This is a genomic window from Bradyrhizobium sp. CCBAU 45394 (assembly GCF_028128655.1).
Classification (GTDB): Bacteria; Pseudomonadota; Alphaproteobacteria; order Rhizobiales; family Xanthobacteraceae; genus Bradyrhizobium; species Bradyrhizobium diazoefficiens.
The window spans coordinates 74,842-91,267 of sequence record NZ_LBIX01000171.1; the positions used below are offsets into that span (position 1 = coordinate 74,842).

Here is a 16,426-nt window from a genome sequence, read left to right on the forward strand (position 1 = left end):
GAGAACCCATGAAAGAAGACCTCTATGTTCAATAAGCATTCAGTCGAGATCGACTGGGGCGGACGCCCTCTCAAGCTCGAAACCGGCAAGATCGCCCGCCAGGCCGACGGCGCCGTCGTCGCCACCTATGGCGAGACCGTGGTGCTCGCCACCGTCGTCGCGGCGAAGGCGCCGCGCGAAGGCGTCGACTTCCTGCCGCTGACCGTCGACTACCAGGAGAAGACCTACGCCGCCGGCCGCATTCCCGGCGGCTATTTCAAGCGTGAGGGCCGTCCGACCGAGAAGGAGACGCTGGTCTCCCGCCTGATCGACCGCCCGATCCGTCCGCTGTTCGTCGACGGTTGGCGCAACGAGACCCAGGTGATCGCCACCGTGCTGTCGCACGACATGGAGAACGATCCCGATATCGTCGCGCTGGTGGCCTCGTCGGCTGCGCTGACCCTGTCGGGCGCTCCCTTCAAGGGTCCGATCGGCGCCGCGCGCGTCGGCTTCGTCAATGACGAATACGTGCTCAACCCGACGCTCGACGAGATGGTCGACACCCAGCTCGACCTCGTCGTCGCCGGCACGGCCGACGCCGTACTGATGGTGGAATCGGAAGCCAAGGAACTGAACGAAGACATCATGCTCGGCGCGGTGATGTTCGGTCACCGCCACTTCCAGCCGGTGATCAACGCGATCATCGAGCTCGCCGAGAAGGCCGCCAAGGAGCCGCGCGAAGTCACCGTCATCGACAATGCCGCGCTCGAGAAGGAAATGCTCGGCCTCGTCGAGCAGGAACTGCGCGCCGCCTACGCCATCCCGGTCAAGCAGGATCGCTACGCCGCGGTCGGCAAGGTCAAGGAAAAGGTGATCGCCCATTATTTCCCCGAAGGGCAGGAACCGAAATACGACAAGCTGCGCATCGCCGGCGTGTTCAAGGAGCTCGAGGCCAAGATCGTTCGCTGGAACATCCTCGACACCGGCAAGCGCATCGACGGCCGCGACTCCAAGACCGTGCGCAACATCATCGCCGAAGTCGGCGTGCTGCCGCGCGCCCACGGCTCGGCGCTGTTCACCCGCGGCGAGACCCAGGCGATGGTCGTGACCACGCTCGGCACCGGCGAGGACGAGCAGTACATCGACGCGCTGTCGGGAACGTACAAAGAGACGTTCCTGCTGCACTACAACTTCCCTCCCTATTCGGTCGGTGAGACCGGCCGCCTCGGCGGCACCAAGCGCCGCGAGATCGGCCATGGCAAGCTCGCCTGGCGCGCGATCCACCCGGTGCTGCCGCCGCATCACGAGTTTCCGTACACGATCCGCGTGGTCTCCGAGATCACCGAATCCAACGGCTCCTCGTCGATGGCTTCGGTCTGCGGCGCCTCGCTCGCCCTGATGGACGCAGGCGTGCCGTTGAAGCGGCCGACCGCGGGCATCGCGATGGGCTTGATCCTGGAAGACAAGCGCTTTGCGGTTCTCTCCGACATCCTCGGTGACGAGGATCATCTCGGCGACATGGACTTCAAGGTCGCCGGCACTGAATCGGGCATCACCTCGCTCCAGATGGACATCAAGATCGAGGGCATCACCGAGGAGATCATGAAGGTCGCTCTCGGCCAGGCCAAGGATGGGCGTATCCACATCCTCGGCGAGATGGCCAAGGCGCTGACCAACGCCCGCGCCGAGCTCGGCGAATACGCGCCGCGCATCGAGACCTTCAAGATCCCGACCGACAAGATCCGCGAAGTGATCGGCACCGGCGGCAAGGTGATCCGCGAGATCGTCGAGAAGACCGGCGCCAAGGTCAACATCGAGGACGACGGCACCGTGAAGGTCGCCTCCAGCGACGGCGAGGCGATGAAGGCCGCGATCAAGTGGATCAAGTCGATCGCGTCCGAGCCCGAAGTCGGCCAGATCTATGACGGCACCGTCGTCAAGGTGATGGAGTTCGGCGCCTTCGTGAACTTCTTCGGCTCCAAGGACGGCCTCGTCCACATCAGCCAGCTCGCTTCGGCGCGCGTGCAGAAGACCTCCGACGTCGTCAAGGAAGGCGACAAGGTCAAGGTCAAGCTGCTCGGCTTCGACGACCGCGGCAAGACCCGCCTGTCGATGAAGGTGGTCGACCAGACCACCGGCGAGGACCTCGAGGCCAAGGACAAGGCCGCCGAGGGCGAGAAGGCCCCGCGCGAAGCGGCCGGCGAGTAAGTCTCGCACCAGTCCAGAAAAACGAAGGGCGGCCGAGAGGCCGCCCTTTTTGTTTGTGTTCGTGCTCGCCCCGGGAGAGCTGCGCTCGCTCTCCCGCTTGCGGGAGAGGGCTGGGGTGAGCCCGCGCCTTCGGCGCGACCTCTCCCGCAAGCGGGAGAGGTGTAACACCGCCTTACGCCGCGAGATCGAACCGGTCGAGGTTCATCACCTTGGTCCAGGCCTTGGCGAAGTCCTTCACGAACTGCTCCTTGGAGTCCGAGGTGGCATAGACCTCGGCGTAGGCGCGGAGCTGCGAGTGCGCGCCGAAGATGAGATCGGCGCGCGTGCCGGTCCACTTCACCGCGTTGGTCTTGCGGTCGCGAGCCTCGTAGGTGCCGTCGGCCGCCGGCGCCCACTGCGTGCTCATGTCGAGCAGGTTGACGAAGAAGTCGTTGCTCAGCGCACCCACCTTCGCGGTGAGGACGCCGTGCTTCGAACCGTTCGCATTGGCACCGAGCACGCGCAGACCGCCGACCAGCACGGTCAACTCGGGTCCGGTGAGCTTCAGAAGCTGTGCGCGATCGACGAGCGCTTCTTCCTGCTGCAGGAACTGCTGCCGCTTGCCGACGTAGTTGCGGAAACCATCGGCGCGCGGCTCCAGCGGCGCGAAGGAAGCCGCATCGGTCTGTTCCTGCGAAGCATCCATGCGGCCCGGCGTGAACGCGACCTTGACGTCGATGCCGGCGTCCTTCGCGGCCTTCTCGACCGCGGCGGTGCCGCCGAGGACGATCAGGTCGGCGAGCGAGACCTTCTTCGCGCCGGCCGAGGCGTTGAACTCCTTCTGGATCGCCTCGAGCTTGCCGAGGACCTTCGAGAGCTGAGCCGGCTGGTTCACCTCCCAGTCCTTCTGCGGGCTGAGACGGATGCGCGCGCCGTTGGCGCCGCCGCGCTTGTCCGAACCGCGGAACGTCGAGGCCGACGCCCATGCGGTCGAGACCAGCTCCGGCACCGAGAGGCCCGAGGCCAGGATCTTCGTCTTCAGCGCAGCGATGTCCTGATCGCTGACCAGCTCGTGATTCACGGCCGGGATCGGATCCTGCCAGATCAGCGTCTCCTTCGGCACCAGCGGGCCGAGATAGCGCTGGATCGGACCCATGTCGCGATGGGTGAGCTTGAACCAGGCACGGGCGAATGCGTCCGCGAACTGATCCGGGTTCTCCAGGAAGCGCCGCGAGATCTTCTCATAGGCCGGATCGAGGCGCAGCGAGAGGTCGGTGGTCAGCATCGTCGGCCGGTGCTTCTTCGACTTGTCGAAGGCGTCGGGAATGATCGCATCGGCACCCTTGGCCGTCCACTGGTTCGCGCCGCCCGGGCTCTTCGTCAGCTCCCATTCGTACTTGAACAGGTTCTCGAAGAAGTTGTTGCTCCACTTCGTCGGCGTCGTCGTCCACGTCACCTCGAGACCGCTGGTGATGGAATCGCCCGCCAGGCCCGAAGCGTGCTTGCTCTTCCAGCCGAGACCCTGATCCTCGAGCGCGCCCGCTTCCGGCTCCGGTCCGACCAGCGACGGATCGCCCGCACCATGGGTCTTGCCGAAGGTATGACCGCCGGCGATCAGCGCGACGGTTTCCTCGTCGTTCATCGCCATGCGGAAGAAGGTCTCGCGGATGTCCTTTGCCGCGGCGATCGGGTCCGGCTTGCCGTTCGGGCCTTCCGGATTGACGTAGATGAGGCCCATCTGCACCGCGCCGAGCGGCTCGGCGAGCTGGCGCTCGCCGCTGTAGCGCTCATCGCCCAGCCAGGTGCCTTCCGGACCCCAATACAGCTCTTCCGGCTCCCAGACGTCGGCGCGGCCACCGGCGAAACCGAACGTCTTGAAGCCCATCGACTCCAGCGCGACATTGCCGGCGAGCACCATCAAATCGGCCCAGGAGATCTTGCGGCCGTATTTCTGCTTGATCGGCCAGAGCAGCCGGCGCGCCTTGTCGAGGTTGGCGTTGTCAGGCCAGCTGTTGAGCGGCGCGAAGCGCTGCTGACCGGCACCGGCGCCGCCACGGCCATCGGTGATGCGGTAGGTGCCGGCGCTGTGCCAAGCCATGCGGATCATCAGGCCGCCATAATGACCGAAGTCGGCGGGCCACCACTCCTGCGAGTCCGTCATCAGGGCGGTCAGGTCCTTGATGACCGCGTTCAGGTCGAGCGTCTTGAATTCCTTGGCGTAGTCGAATTCCTTGCCCATCGGATCGGACAGGCCGGAATTCTTGTGCAGCATCTCGATGCTGAGCTGGGTTGGCCACCAATCGCGGTTCGCCGGCACGCGTTTTCCACCCGAAAACGGGCACTTTGAAGTGTCGTCCATGAATACCTCCTCTGGTGGCGTCGAACTCGCGCCTTTGACCAGGTAGAAGCAGTCTAAGCCTCGCATTCCATCAGGGGAAGTTGACTTTAATGATCGCTGCGATAGGATTTTCTGATGGTCAACGTGACGATGCGCCAGCTCCGGTATTTCGACGCGCTGGCGCGTCACGGCCATTTCGGGCGCGCGGCGGAGGCGAGTTCGATCTCGCAGCCGGCCCTGTCGATGCAGATCAAGGAACTGGAGGAGGCGCTCGGCGGCCTGCTGCTGGAGCGCACCGCCCGGCAGGTCGCGCTGACGCGGTTCGGCGAAGAGCTCGCCCCCCGCGTCCGCGACATCCTGCGCTCGGTCGATGAGCTCGGCGATTTCGCGCGGGCGTCGCAGGACCGCTTCGCCGGCCGACTGCGCATCGGCATGATTCCGACGATCGCGCCGTATTTGCTGCCCAAGATCACCAAGAATCTCACGCGCATGCATCCGGAACTCGACATCCGCGTGCGCGAGACGATGACGCCGCGGCTGATCCAGGAACTGGTCGAAGGCCGGCTCGACACCGCCATCGTCGCACTGCCGGTGTCTGAGCCCTCGCTCACCGAGGTCGCTCTGTTCGAGGAGAAATTCCTGCTGGTGCGGCCGGGCGCGGATGAGGGAACGCCCGCACCCTCGCGCGAGATGATGCGGGAGATGCGGCTCCTGCTGCTCGAGGAGGGACACTGCTTCCGCGACCAGGCGCTGTCCTTCTGCAACATGCAATCGGCGCCGCCGCGCGAGATGCTGGATGCGAATTCGCTGTCGACGTTGGTCCAGATGGTCAGCGCCGGCATCGGCGTCACCTTGATCCCGGAGATGGCGGTGCCGGTGGAGACGCGATCGGCCTCGGTCTCGCTCACGCGCTTTCGCGACCCGCAGCCCTCGCGCACCATCGGCATGGTCTGGCGCAAGACCAGCCCGCTGGCGCGGCAGCTGCTCCAGATTTCCGAGGTGGTGTGCCTGTCGGCCGGCAAGGTGCGCGCACGGCAATCCGTGCGCAGCCAACGGGCCTGACTTCCGATGCCGGCACCCGTCATCCGCCCCGCCCGCGCGGACGAATATGACGAGATCGCCCGCGTCTGGATGGAGAGCTGGGTCTCGACCGGGCTTGCCGAGGCGAGTGAATTCCTGCTGGCAAACCTGCGCGCACGCATCAGGCGCGAGATCGAGAACGGCTGGAGCCTGTTCGTCGCCGACGACAACGGCGCCATCGCCGCGATGCTCGCACTGCATCTGCCCAAACTCTATCTCGATATGCTCTTTGTCGGGCCCGCCTATCAGGGGCAATCCCTCGGGCGAAAACTGCTCGCCTTCACGCGCACGCAAATGCCTGACGAGATGTACCTGCGCTGTGTGCGCGAAAACGAAAAGGCCTGGCGCTGGTACGAGCGCGAAGGCTTTGTGTTTGAGAAGGAAGAGGTCGAACCGTCGAACGGGTTCGTGATGAAGTATTACCGTTGGAAGCGGCCGGCTGCGGGATAGACCACGATCTCTGGATGCAGCTTGCGGTTGTCACGATCCCCACCTAGTGTGGCGGGACCGATGACCCCTGCTCCCGGAATCCATGCTTCGCATTGCTGTCTCGCTGATCGCGCTCCTGTCCCTTCTGACCCCGGCAGTCGCACAAACTCCTCCCGCAACAACAGCGCCCGTCGCTCAGTCCGCACCACAGGCAAAGCCGGTTGCCAAGAAAGCGGCGCCGAAGGCCAAGCCGACTGCGAAGCCGCCGGTCGCGGCAGAGAGCGGCCCGTGTCGGCTCGGTGTGATCTCGGTGATCGGAGATCGCTACTCCGTACAGAAATTTGGCATTACGATCTTCGAGGCTGAGGCAAGCGAGGTCCCGATCGACTGGGGCCTCGACGATCTCGTCTTCGCACGGGTGCGCGCGGCAACGAATAACGATCCCGGGGTACGTAGGATCGCCTATCCCAAGGGCGTCTTCGAGCCCTTCTATAATCCGAAAACGATCCTGATCCGCGATCCCGGAGAGCGTCTGCCGGACATCGTACGAAGCTTCACCGCGAATGCGAATTGCGAGCGCTATCTTGTCGCAACCACGTTCAAGGCGGAGCTGCCAAATTCGCACATGACGCTAAACGGCATCGGCACTTACAATCAGGGGGTCGGCGGCATCCTCCGTCACTCGCATCTTTTCGCCAATGTTGCGATCACACTGATCGACGGAAGGAGCTACGAGGAGATCAAGCGCCCCTTTGTGAATTTCGGCGCCAACTTCGCTGCGAGTCTGCGACTGACCGAAGACCCACTCAACAAGCTCGACAACTCGCTATTTCCCGCCCCACCCGCGGCAGCTTCCGCCAGCGCGGCGCTGCGCGAGAGGACGCGCGCGCTCATCACCGACAGGCTCGACCGGGGCCTGCCGGGCTATCTAAAGGAAGAGTAAGCGCCTTTGCCGACGCGACACGCCAGAGAATCAAATTTCGCTGCGCTTGCGAACACAGCCGTGTTCAGCATCATGACCCTGCTGTTCGTCGTCGCGATCATCCTGTGGTGTTTTTCAACTCAGGCGCGGGCACAAGCCCAATTGGAGACGGCACGACCAACCGTCAAACAAGCCATCGGCAAGATAACCACGCGGCGTGAAGCGACGGGCAAGCCCGCTCCCGTGGCCGGCGGCTCGTGCGACTTCGGTGTCGTGGTCACCACCGGCGATGAGTTCACCGTGCTGACGACCGGCCTCACCGTATTCCAGAACAAGACGATGGTGGTCCCGATCCCAGGCTGGGGGCTCAACGATCTGATCTTCGCGCGGACTCGCGCCGCGATCCCTGCCGGCGTGTCCGTTCTGAGAATCCCCTACAACCCAGCGAAATTTCCTCCCCGCGATGAGTCCAAGGACACATTGAAGGACAGGCTGTTCCGCGATCTCAACGCGGAGCTGGCCGGATACATGCGCGAGGTCGCGAAAGGAACGAATTGCCGGCACTACATTCAGGTCCTCAATTCAGTCAGCCCTATCGGGACATCGAACTATACGGTCCGCGGGTTCGGCATCCTCAACCAGGATGTAGTGCTAGGGCGTCGCATCTATCTTTATGCCCTGGCGTTTATCCGCATCTTTGACGGGCGCGACTTCTCCGTTGTCAGACAGAGCTCTGCGCTGATCAACGTGCATCATTCCCTGGTGGTGCAGCGGCTTCTGGGGAGGCAAATCGGCGGCCCCTATCGCGAATTACCCGCAGAATCGTTTCCAACGCGCCCTGAAGATGCCGCCGACAATCCCGCACTGCGCGACGGCGTGCGCGCCATGCTGGCGGAAAGCCTCGACAAGACGCTGCCGCTTTTGCTCGGTGTTCGATCAGCAGCGAGTCAAAGCGACGCCAAAGAACGTTGACCCACATGTCGTTCACGCCGCTTGCCTTCTGCCTAGGCGTAGTGCGTTGCGGATGCGCGGCAAACGCGGCATGAATTGCGCGCTGTTGGCCTTCCGTCGATGAAAGGTTCCCGCCATGATCAAGCTCTATTGGTCGCCCCGTTCTCGCTCGTTCACGACGCTCTGGCTGATGGAGGAGAGCGGCCTGCCCTATGAGCGCGTGCTGACCGACATCTCGACCGGTGCGCAGAAGGCGCCGGACTATTTGAAGGTCAACCCGATGGGCAAGGTGCCGGCGCTCAGCGACGGCGACGCTGCGCTCGGCGAGGCCGCGGCGATCTGCGCCTATATCGCCGACCGCTATCCCGAGACCAAGCTTGCGCCCGCTGTGACCGATCCGCGCCGCGCGCGCTATCTGCAATGGCTGTTCTTCTCGCCGGGCTGCATCGAGCCGGCCATCATCCAGATCTTCACCAAGATCGAGATCCCGACCTCGACCGCGGCGTGGGGCAGCGCGACGCAGGTGTTCGACGTGCTGGAAGCTGCGCTCGCCAAGGGCCCATGGATTCTCGGCGAGGAGTTTTCCGCCGCCGACATCACGGTCGGCTCGGGCCTGAACTTCGCGGTGCGCCTGTTCAAGATGGTGCCGTCGCGCCCGGCCTTCGATGCCTATCTGGCGCGCTGCATGGCGCGGCTGGCGTTCCAGCGCGCGGAGAAGATCGCGGCGGGTTAGAGCGTCTTCAAGCGAAGTGGATGCCGGTTCGCGTAAAGAAAACGCGACAAAACAAGAATCCGGCTCAAAGCCTGATCTTGAGGACGGCGAGCCCGGACTGCTGGAGCAATCCGGAGGATGTCGCCGCGAGGCCGTAGCGGAGGCCGAGATCGAAACGGTTGTTGTCGGCCGCGACGATGCCCAGCGCGGTCGAGTAGATCCACGGCGACAGGGCAAGGCCGCCGGTCGTGAAGGTCTCGCCGCCGCCGGCAAACGCTGACTTGATCTGAAGTCCCTGATTCAGCGCGTTGTAGCCGACGCCGACATCGCCGGTAAGATAGACGTGCTGCGCGATCCTGTAGGCGCCCTTCAGCCCTGCCGTCAGCGTCAATTCGCGATAGGTTTGCGAATCCACATTGAGGCTGAAGCCGCCTGCGCCGCCTTCCTGATAGGCTGGCGAACGAACCTGTCCATAGTCCAGCCGCAGCAACGGCGCGATCGCAAATCCAGGCTCGAGCGGGATCAGCTTGCGAACACCCACACCGGCGTGCCCGCTATAGGACCGATAGCCGGCCGCAGCCGTATTGTTGATGAACGTGAGCGAGCGGCTCTCGCCGTTGTCATTCAACGCACCGTCGAGCTGGCCATCGACCTGAACGCCATGGCCGAGCGCATAGGCGCCGTAGAGTCCGGCCTGATAGGAATCGATGGCGAGCCGGTTCGGGACGGCATCCTCGCTGCCGGTGATCGTCTGATGCGAATAGGCGAACACGCCGCCGATCATCGCGCGCGTGGAGATTGTCGTGTCCGCGCCCACGGCAATGCCACCGCCGGACGCGTTATAGCCGGGGACGCCATCCACACTGCCCTGCCGGACACCGCCGCCTAGCGGCTTCATCCAAAGATTCCGTTCAGGCGTTGCGCCCGCGTTCAGCCCGAGCACGTCGTCCAATCGTCCTGTCATCGCCTGCTGAAATGTGCGTTGCGTGGAATAGGTCGCCTGCGACGCCGCGCCGGTGAGGACAGGCAAGGTCTGGTTGACGGCGTTGACGAGACCGGAGCCGCTGAGATTGTCGAGCGCGGTGAAGCCGGTCGCCATGCTGCCGGTCCAGCCAAGCGAGGTCGCCGACAAGCGATAGAGCATGTCCGCCGCGCCTAATCCCGCACGGCTGTTCCGGGCCTGGAGCGTTTCGGCATAGGGCCGCACCAGCGAGAGATAGGCGATGCCGCCGGTCGGGTTGCCCGAGAGATCGTAGCTGCTGACCAGCATCTGCGCGCCCGACGTATCGCCGCTCGCAGCGCCATAGAGACTACTAAGAGTGCCCTTCGAGAGTGTGTTGAAGAGCACGTTGCCTTCCGGCGTCACCGACCCCAGCAGCGTGAAGTTCGCAGCACCGCTCCCCGCGGGCGCAATGCCGGCGCCCCAGAAATATCCGTTCTGGTAATTCGTGATGACGAAGCGACCGGGCGCGGACGTGCCGAACAGCGTGGAGCTGACGATCCGCCACGGCGTGCCCGACGTCCAGGCCCATTGCGGGACGGAGTTCGCCGGAACGGCCTGCGAGGCCGGCGGCGTGAAGGTCGCGGGATCGTAAGGAAGCATGTAGGCCCAATGCGTCACCAGCAGGCTGTCGCCCGTGATCATCTGCATTTCCATGCCGGTCACGCCGTTGACGGTTCGCATGTGGCCGAGGCCGACGGTCACTGCACCGCCCGCGGTCGGCGTGAACAGCATCGTGATCTGGCCCGCGGTCGTGACGAACCCCTGGATGGTCGAGGTATCGGTCAGCAGCGCCGGACCAAGCTTGAGCTGCGCCACGCTCGTTCCGGTGAAGGCGCCGTTGGTCGCGGTCGCCAGCGACCACAGCGTCTGGTCGCCGATCGGGATCGGATTGGAGAAGCCGGTCTTGGGCGCGGCGTAGGCCAGCAGCTGCGCTGTCGGCACGTACCAGTTCGTGTTGGAGAGGGTCGCATCCCAGATCGCCGACTGCGCTACAGCGCGGGAGCTGCCGCAAACCAGCATCGCACCGGCAACAGACGCCAGCACGCCTACGCGACTGATCGCACGTATCCTCGGCAAGACCACTCTCCCGAACCGCGGGATACGACCCCGCGGCGCCACCGGGCGCAGCAAACATTATTTCTATCGCCGAGTCTGCCCCATGATCGTGGGGTGCGAGGAAACGGTCGCGGCCTCAGGCGGCCTGCGAACGCTTTATTCCGACTTCAGATCGTCAGGCCTCGGCATCAGGACGATGTTGTAGCCGGAATCGACGTAGTGGATCTCGCCGGTCACGCCGCCGGACAGATCCGACAGCAGGTACAGCGCCGAACCGCCGAGCTCGTCGAGCGTGACGCCGCGGCGAAGCGGCGAGTGTTTTTGCATGAAGGCAAACATCGCGCGCGCCTCACCGATCCCCGAGCCGGCAAGCGTGCGGATGGGACCGGCGGAGACCGCGTTGACGCGGATGCCGCGCGGTCCGAAATCGGAGGCGAGGTAGCGCACGGAGGCTTCCAGCGCCGCCTTGGCCACGCCCATCACGTTGTAGTTCGGCATCGCGCGCTCCGAGGCGCCGAAGGTCAGCGTGATCATGCTGCCGCCCTCCGTCATCAGCTCGGCGGCACGTTTTGCGACCTCCGTGAACGAGAAGCAGGAGATCACCATGGTGCGCGAAAAATTCTCGCGGCTGGTGTCGGCGTAGCGGCCCTTCAGCTCGTTCTTGTCGGCGAAGCCGATCGCATGGATGACGAAATCGAGCTTGCCCCATTTTTCGCGCAACACATCGAAGGTCGCGTCGACACTGGCGATGTCCTCGACGTCGCAAGGCAGCACCAGTTCGACGCCGAGCTGCTCCGCCAGTGGCTTGACTCGCTTGCCTAGGGCTTCGCCCTGGAAGGTGAAGGCAAGCTCGGCGCCATGGGCATGCAGCGTCTTCGCCATGCCCCACGCGATCGAATGATCATTGGCGATGCCCATGATCAGACCGCGCTTGCCCTTCATCAAACCTTCCATGTCAGCCGTCGCTCCTATTTTCGACGTCATCGCCCGCGCAGGCGGGCGATCCAGTATCCAGAGACCGTCGTGATAAATGGAGAAGCCGCGGCATACTGGATGCCCCGCCTTCGCGGGGCATGACAAAATCAGAGATCACACGTCCAGCCGGCTGAACACCAGCGTGGCGTTGGTGCCGCCGAAACCGAAGGAGTTCGACAGCACGGTGCCGATTTTGACGTTGTCGATGCGCTTGCGCACGATCGGCATGTCGGCGAACACGGGATCGAGCTCCTGGATGTGCGCGCTCTCGCAGATGAAACCGTTGTTCATCATCAGCAGCGAGTAGATCGCCTCCTGGACGCCGGTCGCGCCCAGCGAATGGCCGGTCAGCGCCTTGGTCGCCGAGATCGGCGGGCACTTCTCGCCGGTGCCGAACACCTTGCGGAGCGCCTCGATTTCCGGCGGATCGCCTGCCGGCGTCGAGGTCGCGTGCGGATTGATGTAGTCGACCTTGGTCTTCACCGTCGACATCGCCATGCGCATGCAGCGCTCGGCGCCCTCGCCCGACGGCGCGACCATGTCGTAGCCGTCCGAGGTCGCGCCATAGCCGACGATCTCGCCATAGATGCGCGCGCCGCGCGCCTTGGCATGCTCGAGCTCTTCCAACACCAGCACGCCGGCGCCACCGGCGATCACGAAGCCGTCGCGGTTGACGTCGTAGGGACGCGAGGCGGTCGCGGGCGTGTCGTTGTACTTCGACGACATCGCGCCCATCGCGTCGAACAGCACCGACAGCGACCAGTCCAGCTCCTCGCAGCCGCCGGCGAAGATGATGTCCTGCTTGCCGATCTGGATCGTCTCATAGGCATTGCCTACGCAATGGTTCGAGGTCGCACAGGCCGAGGAGATCGAATAATTCACGCCCTTGATCTTGAACCAGGTCGCGAGCGTCGCGGACGCCGTGGACGACATCGCCTTCGGCACTGCAAACGGTCCGACGCGCTTCGGGCCCTTGCTGCGGGTGATGTCGGCGGATTCGACGATGGTGCGGGCGGAGGGGCCGCCGGAGCCCATGATGATGCCGGTGCGGATGTTGGAGACGTCTTCGGGCGACAGACCGGAGTCCTGGATCGCCTGTTCCATCGCGATGTGATTCCAGGCCGCGCCCTGGCCGAGGAAGCGCATCGCGCGGCGGTCGACGACCGTCGCAGGGTCGAGCGTCGGCGCACCTTGCACCTGCGAACGGAAGCCGAGCTCGGCATATTTCTCAGCCCGCGAAATGCCCGACTTCGCCTCGTGGAGGCTCGCAAGCACTTCCTGGGTGTTGTTTCCGATGGACGAGACGATGCCCATCCCGGTGACCACAACCCGCCTCATGACAGCCTCGCCTAAATCGTTGTCTTTCTTTGTGATGCGTTCAGCCCAGGCTCGTGCCCTGCTTGAACAGGCCGACCTTCAGATCCTTCGCGCGATAGATAATCTGGTCATCGACCGAAAGCCACCCGTCGGCGATACCGAGCACGAGCTTTGCCCGCATCACGCGCTTGATATCGACGTTGTACACAACCTTGCGGGCCTCGGGCAGCACCTGGCCGCTGAACTTCAGCTCGTTCAGGCCAAGCGCGCGACCGCGACCTTCACCGCCGCTCCAGCCCAGGTAAAAACCGACCATTTGCCACAGCGCATCGAGGCCGAGGCAGCCGGGCATCACCGGATCGTTCTTGAAATGGCAGCCGAAGAACCAGAGGTCGGGCTTCACGTCGAGCTCGGCGCGCACCAGGCCCTTGCCGAATTCGCCGCCATTGTCGTTGATGTCCGTGATGCGGTCGAACATCAGCATCGGCGGCAGCGGCAGCTGGGCATTGCCCGGGCCGAACATCTCGCCGCGGGCACATGCCAGCAGATCTTCGTATTCGTAACCGTTGCGCCTGTTCAGCATGCATGTGCCTCTGTTCAAAGTCCGATTGAGCGACGTTTTTTGGCGAAAATGGGCCCCGTCCCGGTCGGAGAGTAACGCCAATTGCCATCGTCAGGCGCAACTCCCACAAGCCCCGATGGACTGCGGACCGGGCCTCGATGCCCCGGTGCACCAAAATCGGCTAAGCGGAACCGCGCGCTCTCTAACACAGGCCATTTCGGTGGCAAAGCGCTCTCATGAAGGTAAAATGACGGGCTCCTCGCTCGGTTCCACTCCGATTAGAACCTCTCTAGTTGCGAGAAACTTGCATCTGCATCTATCTGTTCTTATATTGCAGGGAGTTATTGCTCACGCGTGCCCGAAATCTGGAAATGAGCGAGAATACCGCGCCCCATCACGACGACGACGTCCATGCCGCGGCCCTCCTGTCCGGCCGCCAGCCGGCTTTGACCGGCTGCCCGTGGCACGACGTTAACGAAATGCTCCAGTCCGCCGGGCTCCGCCCGACGCGGCAGCGCATGGCGCTGGGCTGGCTCCTGTTCGGCAAGGGTGCTCGTCACCTTACGGCTGAAATGCTGTACGAGGAAGCCACGCTGGCCAAGGTTCCGGTGTCGCTGGCGACCGTCTACAACACGCTGAACCAGCTCACCGACGCCGGCCTGCTGCGCCAGGTCAGTGTCGACGGCACCAAGACCTATTTCGACACCAACGTCACCACGCACCACCACTATTACCTCGAGAACAGCCATGAGCTGGTCGACATCGAGGATCCGCATCTGGCGCTGTCCAAGATGCCGGAGGTGCCCGAGGGTTACGAGATCGCGCGCATCGACATGGTCGTGCGCCTGCGCAAGAAGCGCTGAGATCTATCCTAAACTGTTGATTTGGTCGTCATGGCCGGGCTTGTCCCGGCCATAATTGTTTACGCCGTCATTCCGGGGGCGGTGCGTAGCACCGAACCCGGAATCTCGAGATCCCGGGTCTGGCGCTTCGCGCCATCCCGGGATGACGCCTGCAGCGTCAATTCACCTGCTCGTCCGAATACACGCCCCAGAGGCGTTCCTGCTGGATCCAGCCGTCAAAACCGTTGCCGGTGACGCGGCACCAGTTTGCGCTGCACTTCTTCACTTGGGTGACGACGCCGGCCTGGAGCTTGGCCGCAACCGCGCTGTCAGGATCGGCGCGGTCATAGATCGGCGCGAGCTCGTCCTTGTGCTTCATGGTGACGACTGCGGTGCGGCGGCCCGACAGCAGCGAGTGATAGACCCAGCCCTCGGCGCCTTCGGAATCGCGCACCCGGCGCCAGTTCTCGAACTCGGCTGTGATTTCGACCGGCAGGCCGGCGCGGGTATAGACCCAGGCCACGTCATTGTCCTTGGTCGGACCGGCACGGACGTTCACGTGATCCGACTTCAGGCTGACATAGCGCGGCACCGGGAGGCCGCTGGCGCTCTGGGGGGTGTTGTCCTTCGCCGAATGCGAGGGGCTGACCGAGGCGCTCAACCAGGTGCAAACGAGCGCCATCACCGAACAAAAACGCCCCAACGCCATCAACCCGTCTCCTGTCGAGGACCCGGCCGAGCCGGACCCTCACCCCAAAATTCCAAAATACCCTGCCGCGGTCGTCCCTGACCCGCCCCACGCGGGTGTTCCGCCAAGCCTTACCCCGTGGTTCTTGTCTTGGCCCGGCCTTCTGCTAGAGAGGACGGACGCTTGAACAACCAGTTTGGCCCGATTTTCCGGATGGAAATATCGGGAGAGCTTGAAGGAAACGCCGGGGACGACACGGCAAGGGCAGTGTCGAACAACCGGGTTAATGAGGCCTGAACGGCCGGCCTTTGGCGACAGAGGCGGGCTTGCCACGCCTCATGAGAGCAGGACATGTCGGTGAAGAAAAAGCCCCTCGTCGTGGTAACGCGCAAGCTGCCGGATTCGATCGAGACGCGGATGCGCGAGCTGTTCGACGCGCGGATCAATCTCGACGACACGCCGATGTCGGCCGACCAGATCGCGGAAGCCGCGCGCACCGCCGACGTGCTGGTTCCGACCGTCACCGACCACATCACCGCCGACATCGTCAACCAGCCCGACTGCAAGCTGCGCCTGATCGCCAATTTCGGCAACGGCGTCGACAATATCGATGTCGAGGCCGCGCATGCGCGCGGCATCACCGTCACCAACACGCCAAAGGTTTTGACCGAAGACACCGCCGACATGACCATGGCGCTGATCCTGGCCGTGCCTCGGCGGATGATCGAAGGCGCCTCGATCCTGACGGAAGGCAAGCCCTGGCCCGGCTGGTCGCCAACCTGGATGCTCGGCCACCGCATCGGCGGCAAGCGCCTCGGCATCATCGGCATGGGCCGCATCGGCCAGGCAGTGGCGCGCCGCGCCCGCGCCTTCGGCCTGCAGATCCACTACCACAACCGCCGTCCCGTGGCGCCGAAGATCGCCGAAGAGCTTGGCGCGACCTATTGGGAAAGCCTCGACCAGATGCTGGCGCGGATGGACATTCTCTCGGTGAACTGTCCGCACACGCCGGCGACCTATCACCTGCTCTCGGCGCGACGGCTGAAGCTGATCCGCAAGGACGCCTACATCGTCAACACCGCGCGCGGCGAGGTGACCGACGAGGACACGCTGATCAAGCTGATCGAAGGCGGCGAGATCGGCGGCGCCGGGCTCGACGTCTACGAGCACGAGCCCGCGGTGAACCCGAAGCTGGTGCGGCTGGCCAAGGCCGGCAAGGTGACGCTGCTGCCGCACATGGGCTCGGCCACGATCGAAGGCCGCGTCGAGATGGGCGAGAAGGTGATCATCAACATCCGCACCTTCCTCGACGCGCACAAGCCGCCGGATCGCGTGCTGCCGAGCATGCTCTGAGGCGCTGTGCGCTGGGGGCCACGCGGGGGTAG

Annotated in this window: 14 protein-coding genes; 8 read left to right on the plus strand and 6 right to left on the minus strand. The window is 64.1% G+C overall.

The features are described from left to right. Window positions 1-24: 24 nt before the first annotated feature. Window positions 25-2,187: a polyribonucleotide nucleotidyltransferase gene (gene pnp / locus WN73_RS28320; RefSeq protein ID WP_028172517.1), complete on the plus strand. Its 2,163-nt coding sequence runs from the start codon at window positions 25-27 to the stop codon at window positions 2,185-2,187. Window positions 2,188-2,359: 172 nt separating this feature from the next. Here the strand turns inward: pnp and katG are convergent, their stop codons facing one another. Beyond that, window positions 2,360-4,525, minus strand: a complete 2,166-nt coding sequence (gene katG, locus WN73_RS28325) for a catalase/peroxidase HPI (RefSeq protein ID WP_028172516.1) — start codon at window positions 4,523-4,525, stop codon at window positions 2,360-2,362. Between the two features lie 114 nt (window positions 4,526-4,639). On the opposite strand from katG, the gene WN73_RS28330 reads away from it, so the two are divergent. The 5 genes from WN73_RS28330 to WN73_RS28350 all read left to right on the plus strand — a co-directional run bounded on the left by WN73_RS28330 (window position 4,640) and on the right by WN73_RS28350 (window position 8,619). After that, window positions 4,640-5,566, plus strand: coding sequence for a hydrogen peroxide-inducible genes activator (locus WN73_RS28330; protein WP_011083599.1), 927 nt, complete (start codon window positions 4,640-4,642; stop codon window positions 5,564-5,566). Between the two features lie 6 nt (window positions 5,567-5,572). Continuing rightward, a complete protein-coding gene (locus WN73_RS28335) occupies window positions 5,573-6,034 on the plus strand; it encodes a GNAT family N-acetyltransferase (RefSeq protein WP_028172515.1) in 462 nt (153 codons plus the stop codon). A gap of 82 nt (window positions 6,035-6,116) precedes the next feature. Further along, the gene (locus WN73_RS28340; RefSeq protein ID WP_028172514.1) at window positions 6,117-6,956 is read left to right on the plus strand and encodes a hypothetical protein; all 840 of its coding nucleotides are present in this window, start codon (window positions 6,117-6,119) and stop codon (window positions 6,954-6,956) included. 60 nt (window positions 6,957-7,016) lie between these two features. Then, window positions 7,017-7,907 carry a hypothetical protein gene (locus WN73_RS28345; RefSeq protein WP_028172513.1) on the plus strand — a complete coding sequence of 297 codons (891 nt, stop codon included), beginning with the start codon at window positions 7,017-7,019 and terminating at the stop codon, window positions 7,905-7,907. A gap of 115 nt (window positions 7,908-8,022) precedes the next feature. Further along, the gene (locus WN73_RS28350; protein ID WP_028172512.1) at window positions 8,023-8,619 is read left to right on the plus strand and encodes a glutathione S-transferase family protein; all 597 of its coding nucleotides are present in this window, start codon (window positions 8,023-8,025) and stop codon (window positions 8,617-8,619) included. A 64-nt stretch (window positions 8,620-8,683) separates the two neighbouring features. On the opposite strand, the gene WN73_RS28355 is transcribed toward WN73_RS28350, so the two are convergent. The 4 genes from WN73_RS28355 to fabA all read right to left on the minus strand — a co-directional run bounded on the left by WN73_RS28355 (window position 8,684) and on the right by fabA (window position 13,532). Then, window positions 8,684-10,621, minus strand: coding sequence for an autotransporter family protein (locus WN73_RS28355; RefSeq protein ID WP_231166754.1), 1,938 nt, complete (start codon window positions 10,619-10,621; stop codon window positions 8,684-8,686). Window positions 10,622-10,813: 192 nt separating this feature from the next. Continuing rightward, complete coding sequence (fabI, locus tag WN73_RS28360; RefSeq protein WP_011083593.1) at window positions 10,814-11,611, minus strand: enoyl-ACP reductase FabI; 798 nt, start codon at window positions 11,609-11,611, stop codon at window positions 10,814-10,816. 135 nt (window positions 11,612-11,746) lie between these two features. Then, entirely contained in the window at window positions 11,747-12,970 is a 1,224-nt protein-coding gene (gene fabB, locus WN73_RS28365; protein WP_028172510.1) for a beta-ketoacyl-ACP synthase I, read from the minus strand. A gap of 40 nt (window positions 12,971-13,010) precedes the next feature. Then, window positions 13,011-13,532 carry a bifunctional 3-hydroxydecanoyl-ACP dehydratase/trans-2-decenoyl-ACP isomerase gene (gene fabA, locus WN73_RS28370; RefSeq protein ID WP_011083591.1) on the minus strand — a complete coding sequence of 174 codons (522 nt, stop codon included), beginning with the start codon at window positions 13,530-13,532 and terminating at the stop codon, window positions 13,011-13,013. Window positions 13,533-13,882: 350 nt separating this feature from the next. Between fabA and irrA the strand changes: the two genes are divergently transcribed. Next, on the plus strand, window positions 13,883-14,374 hold the full coding sequence (gene irrA / locus WN73_RS28375; RefSeq protein ID WP_008131763.1) for an iron response transcriptional regulator IrrA: 492 nt from the start codon (window positions 13,883-13,885) through the stop codon (window positions 14,372-14,374). Window positions 14,375-14,531: 157 nt separating this feature from the next. Here irrA and WN73_RS28380 read toward each other — a convergent pair whose 3' ends face one another. Further along, a complete protein-coding gene (locus WN73_RS28380) occupies window positions 14,532-15,062 on the minus strand; it encodes an SH3 domain-containing protein (protein ID WP_011083590.1) in 531 nt (176 codons plus the stop codon). 330 nt (window positions 15,063-15,392) lie between these two features. On the opposite strand from WN73_RS28380, the gene WN73_RS28385 reads away from it, so the two are divergent. Next, window positions 15,393-16,394 carry a 2-hydroxyacid dehydrogenase gene (locus tag WN73_RS28385; RefSeq protein WP_011083589.1) on the plus strand — a complete coding sequence of 334 codons (1,002 nt, stop codon included), beginning with the start codon at window positions 15,393-15,395 and terminating at the stop codon, window positions 16,392-16,394. Window positions 16,395-16,426 lie beyond the last annotated feature (32 nt).

What these genes read in the sequence shown, in the direction of transcription:
- pnp (WP_028172517.1), top strand. Translation starts at nt 25, where the DNA reads ATGTTCAATAAGCATTCAGTCGAGATCGACTGGGGCGGACGCCCTCTC.
- katG (WP_028172516.1), bottom strand. Translation starts at nt 4,525, where the DNA reads ATGGACGACACTTCAAAGTGCCCGTTTTCGGGTGGAAAACGCGTGCCG.
- WN73_RS28330 (WP_011083599.1), top strand. Translation starts at nt 4,640, where the DNA reads ATGGTCAACGTGACGATGCGCCAGCTCCGGTATTTCGACGCGCTGGCG.
- WN73_RS28335 (WP_028172515.1), top strand. Translation starts at nt 5,573, where the DNA reads ATGCCGGCACCCGTCATCCGCCCCGCCCGCGCGGACGAATATGACGAG.
- WN73_RS28340 (WP_028172514.1), top strand. Translation starts at nt 6,117, where the DNA reads ATGCTTCGCATTGCTGTCTCGCTGATCGCGCTCCTGTCCCTTCTGACC.
- WN73_RS28350 (WP_028172512.1), top strand. Translation starts at nt 8,023, where the DNA reads ATGATCAAGCTCTATTGGTCGCCCCGTTCTCGCTCGTTCACGACGCTC.
- WN73_RS28355 (WP_231166754.1), bottom strand. Translation starts at nt 10,621, where the DNA reads ATGCTGGTTTGCGGCAGCTCCCGCGCTGTAGCGCAGTCGGCGATCTGG.
- fabI (WP_011083593.1), bottom strand. Translation starts at nt 11,611, where the DNA reads ATGGAAGGTTTGATGAAGGGCAAGCGCGGTCTGATCATGGGCATCGCC.
- fabB (WP_028172510.1), bottom strand. Translation starts at nt 12,970, where the DNA reads ATGAGGCGGGTTGTGGTCACCGGGATGGGCATCGTCTCGTCCATCGGA.
- fabA (WP_011083591.1), bottom strand. Translation starts at nt 13,532, where the DNA reads ATGCTGAACAGGCGCAACGGTTACGAATACGAAGATCTGCTGGCATGT.
- irrA (WP_008131763.1), top strand. Translation starts at nt 13,883, where the DNA reads ATGAGCGAGAATACCGCGCCCCATCACGACGACGACGTCCATGCCGCG.
- WN73_RS28380 (WP_011083590.1), bottom strand. Translation starts at nt 15,062, where the DNA reads ATGGCGTTGGGGCGTTTTTGTTCGGTGATGGCGCTCGTTTGCACCTGG.
- WN73_RS28385 (WP_011083589.1), top strand. Translation starts at nt 15,393, where the DNA reads ATGTCGGTGAAGAAAAAGCCCCTCGTCGTGGTAACGCGCAAGCTGCCG.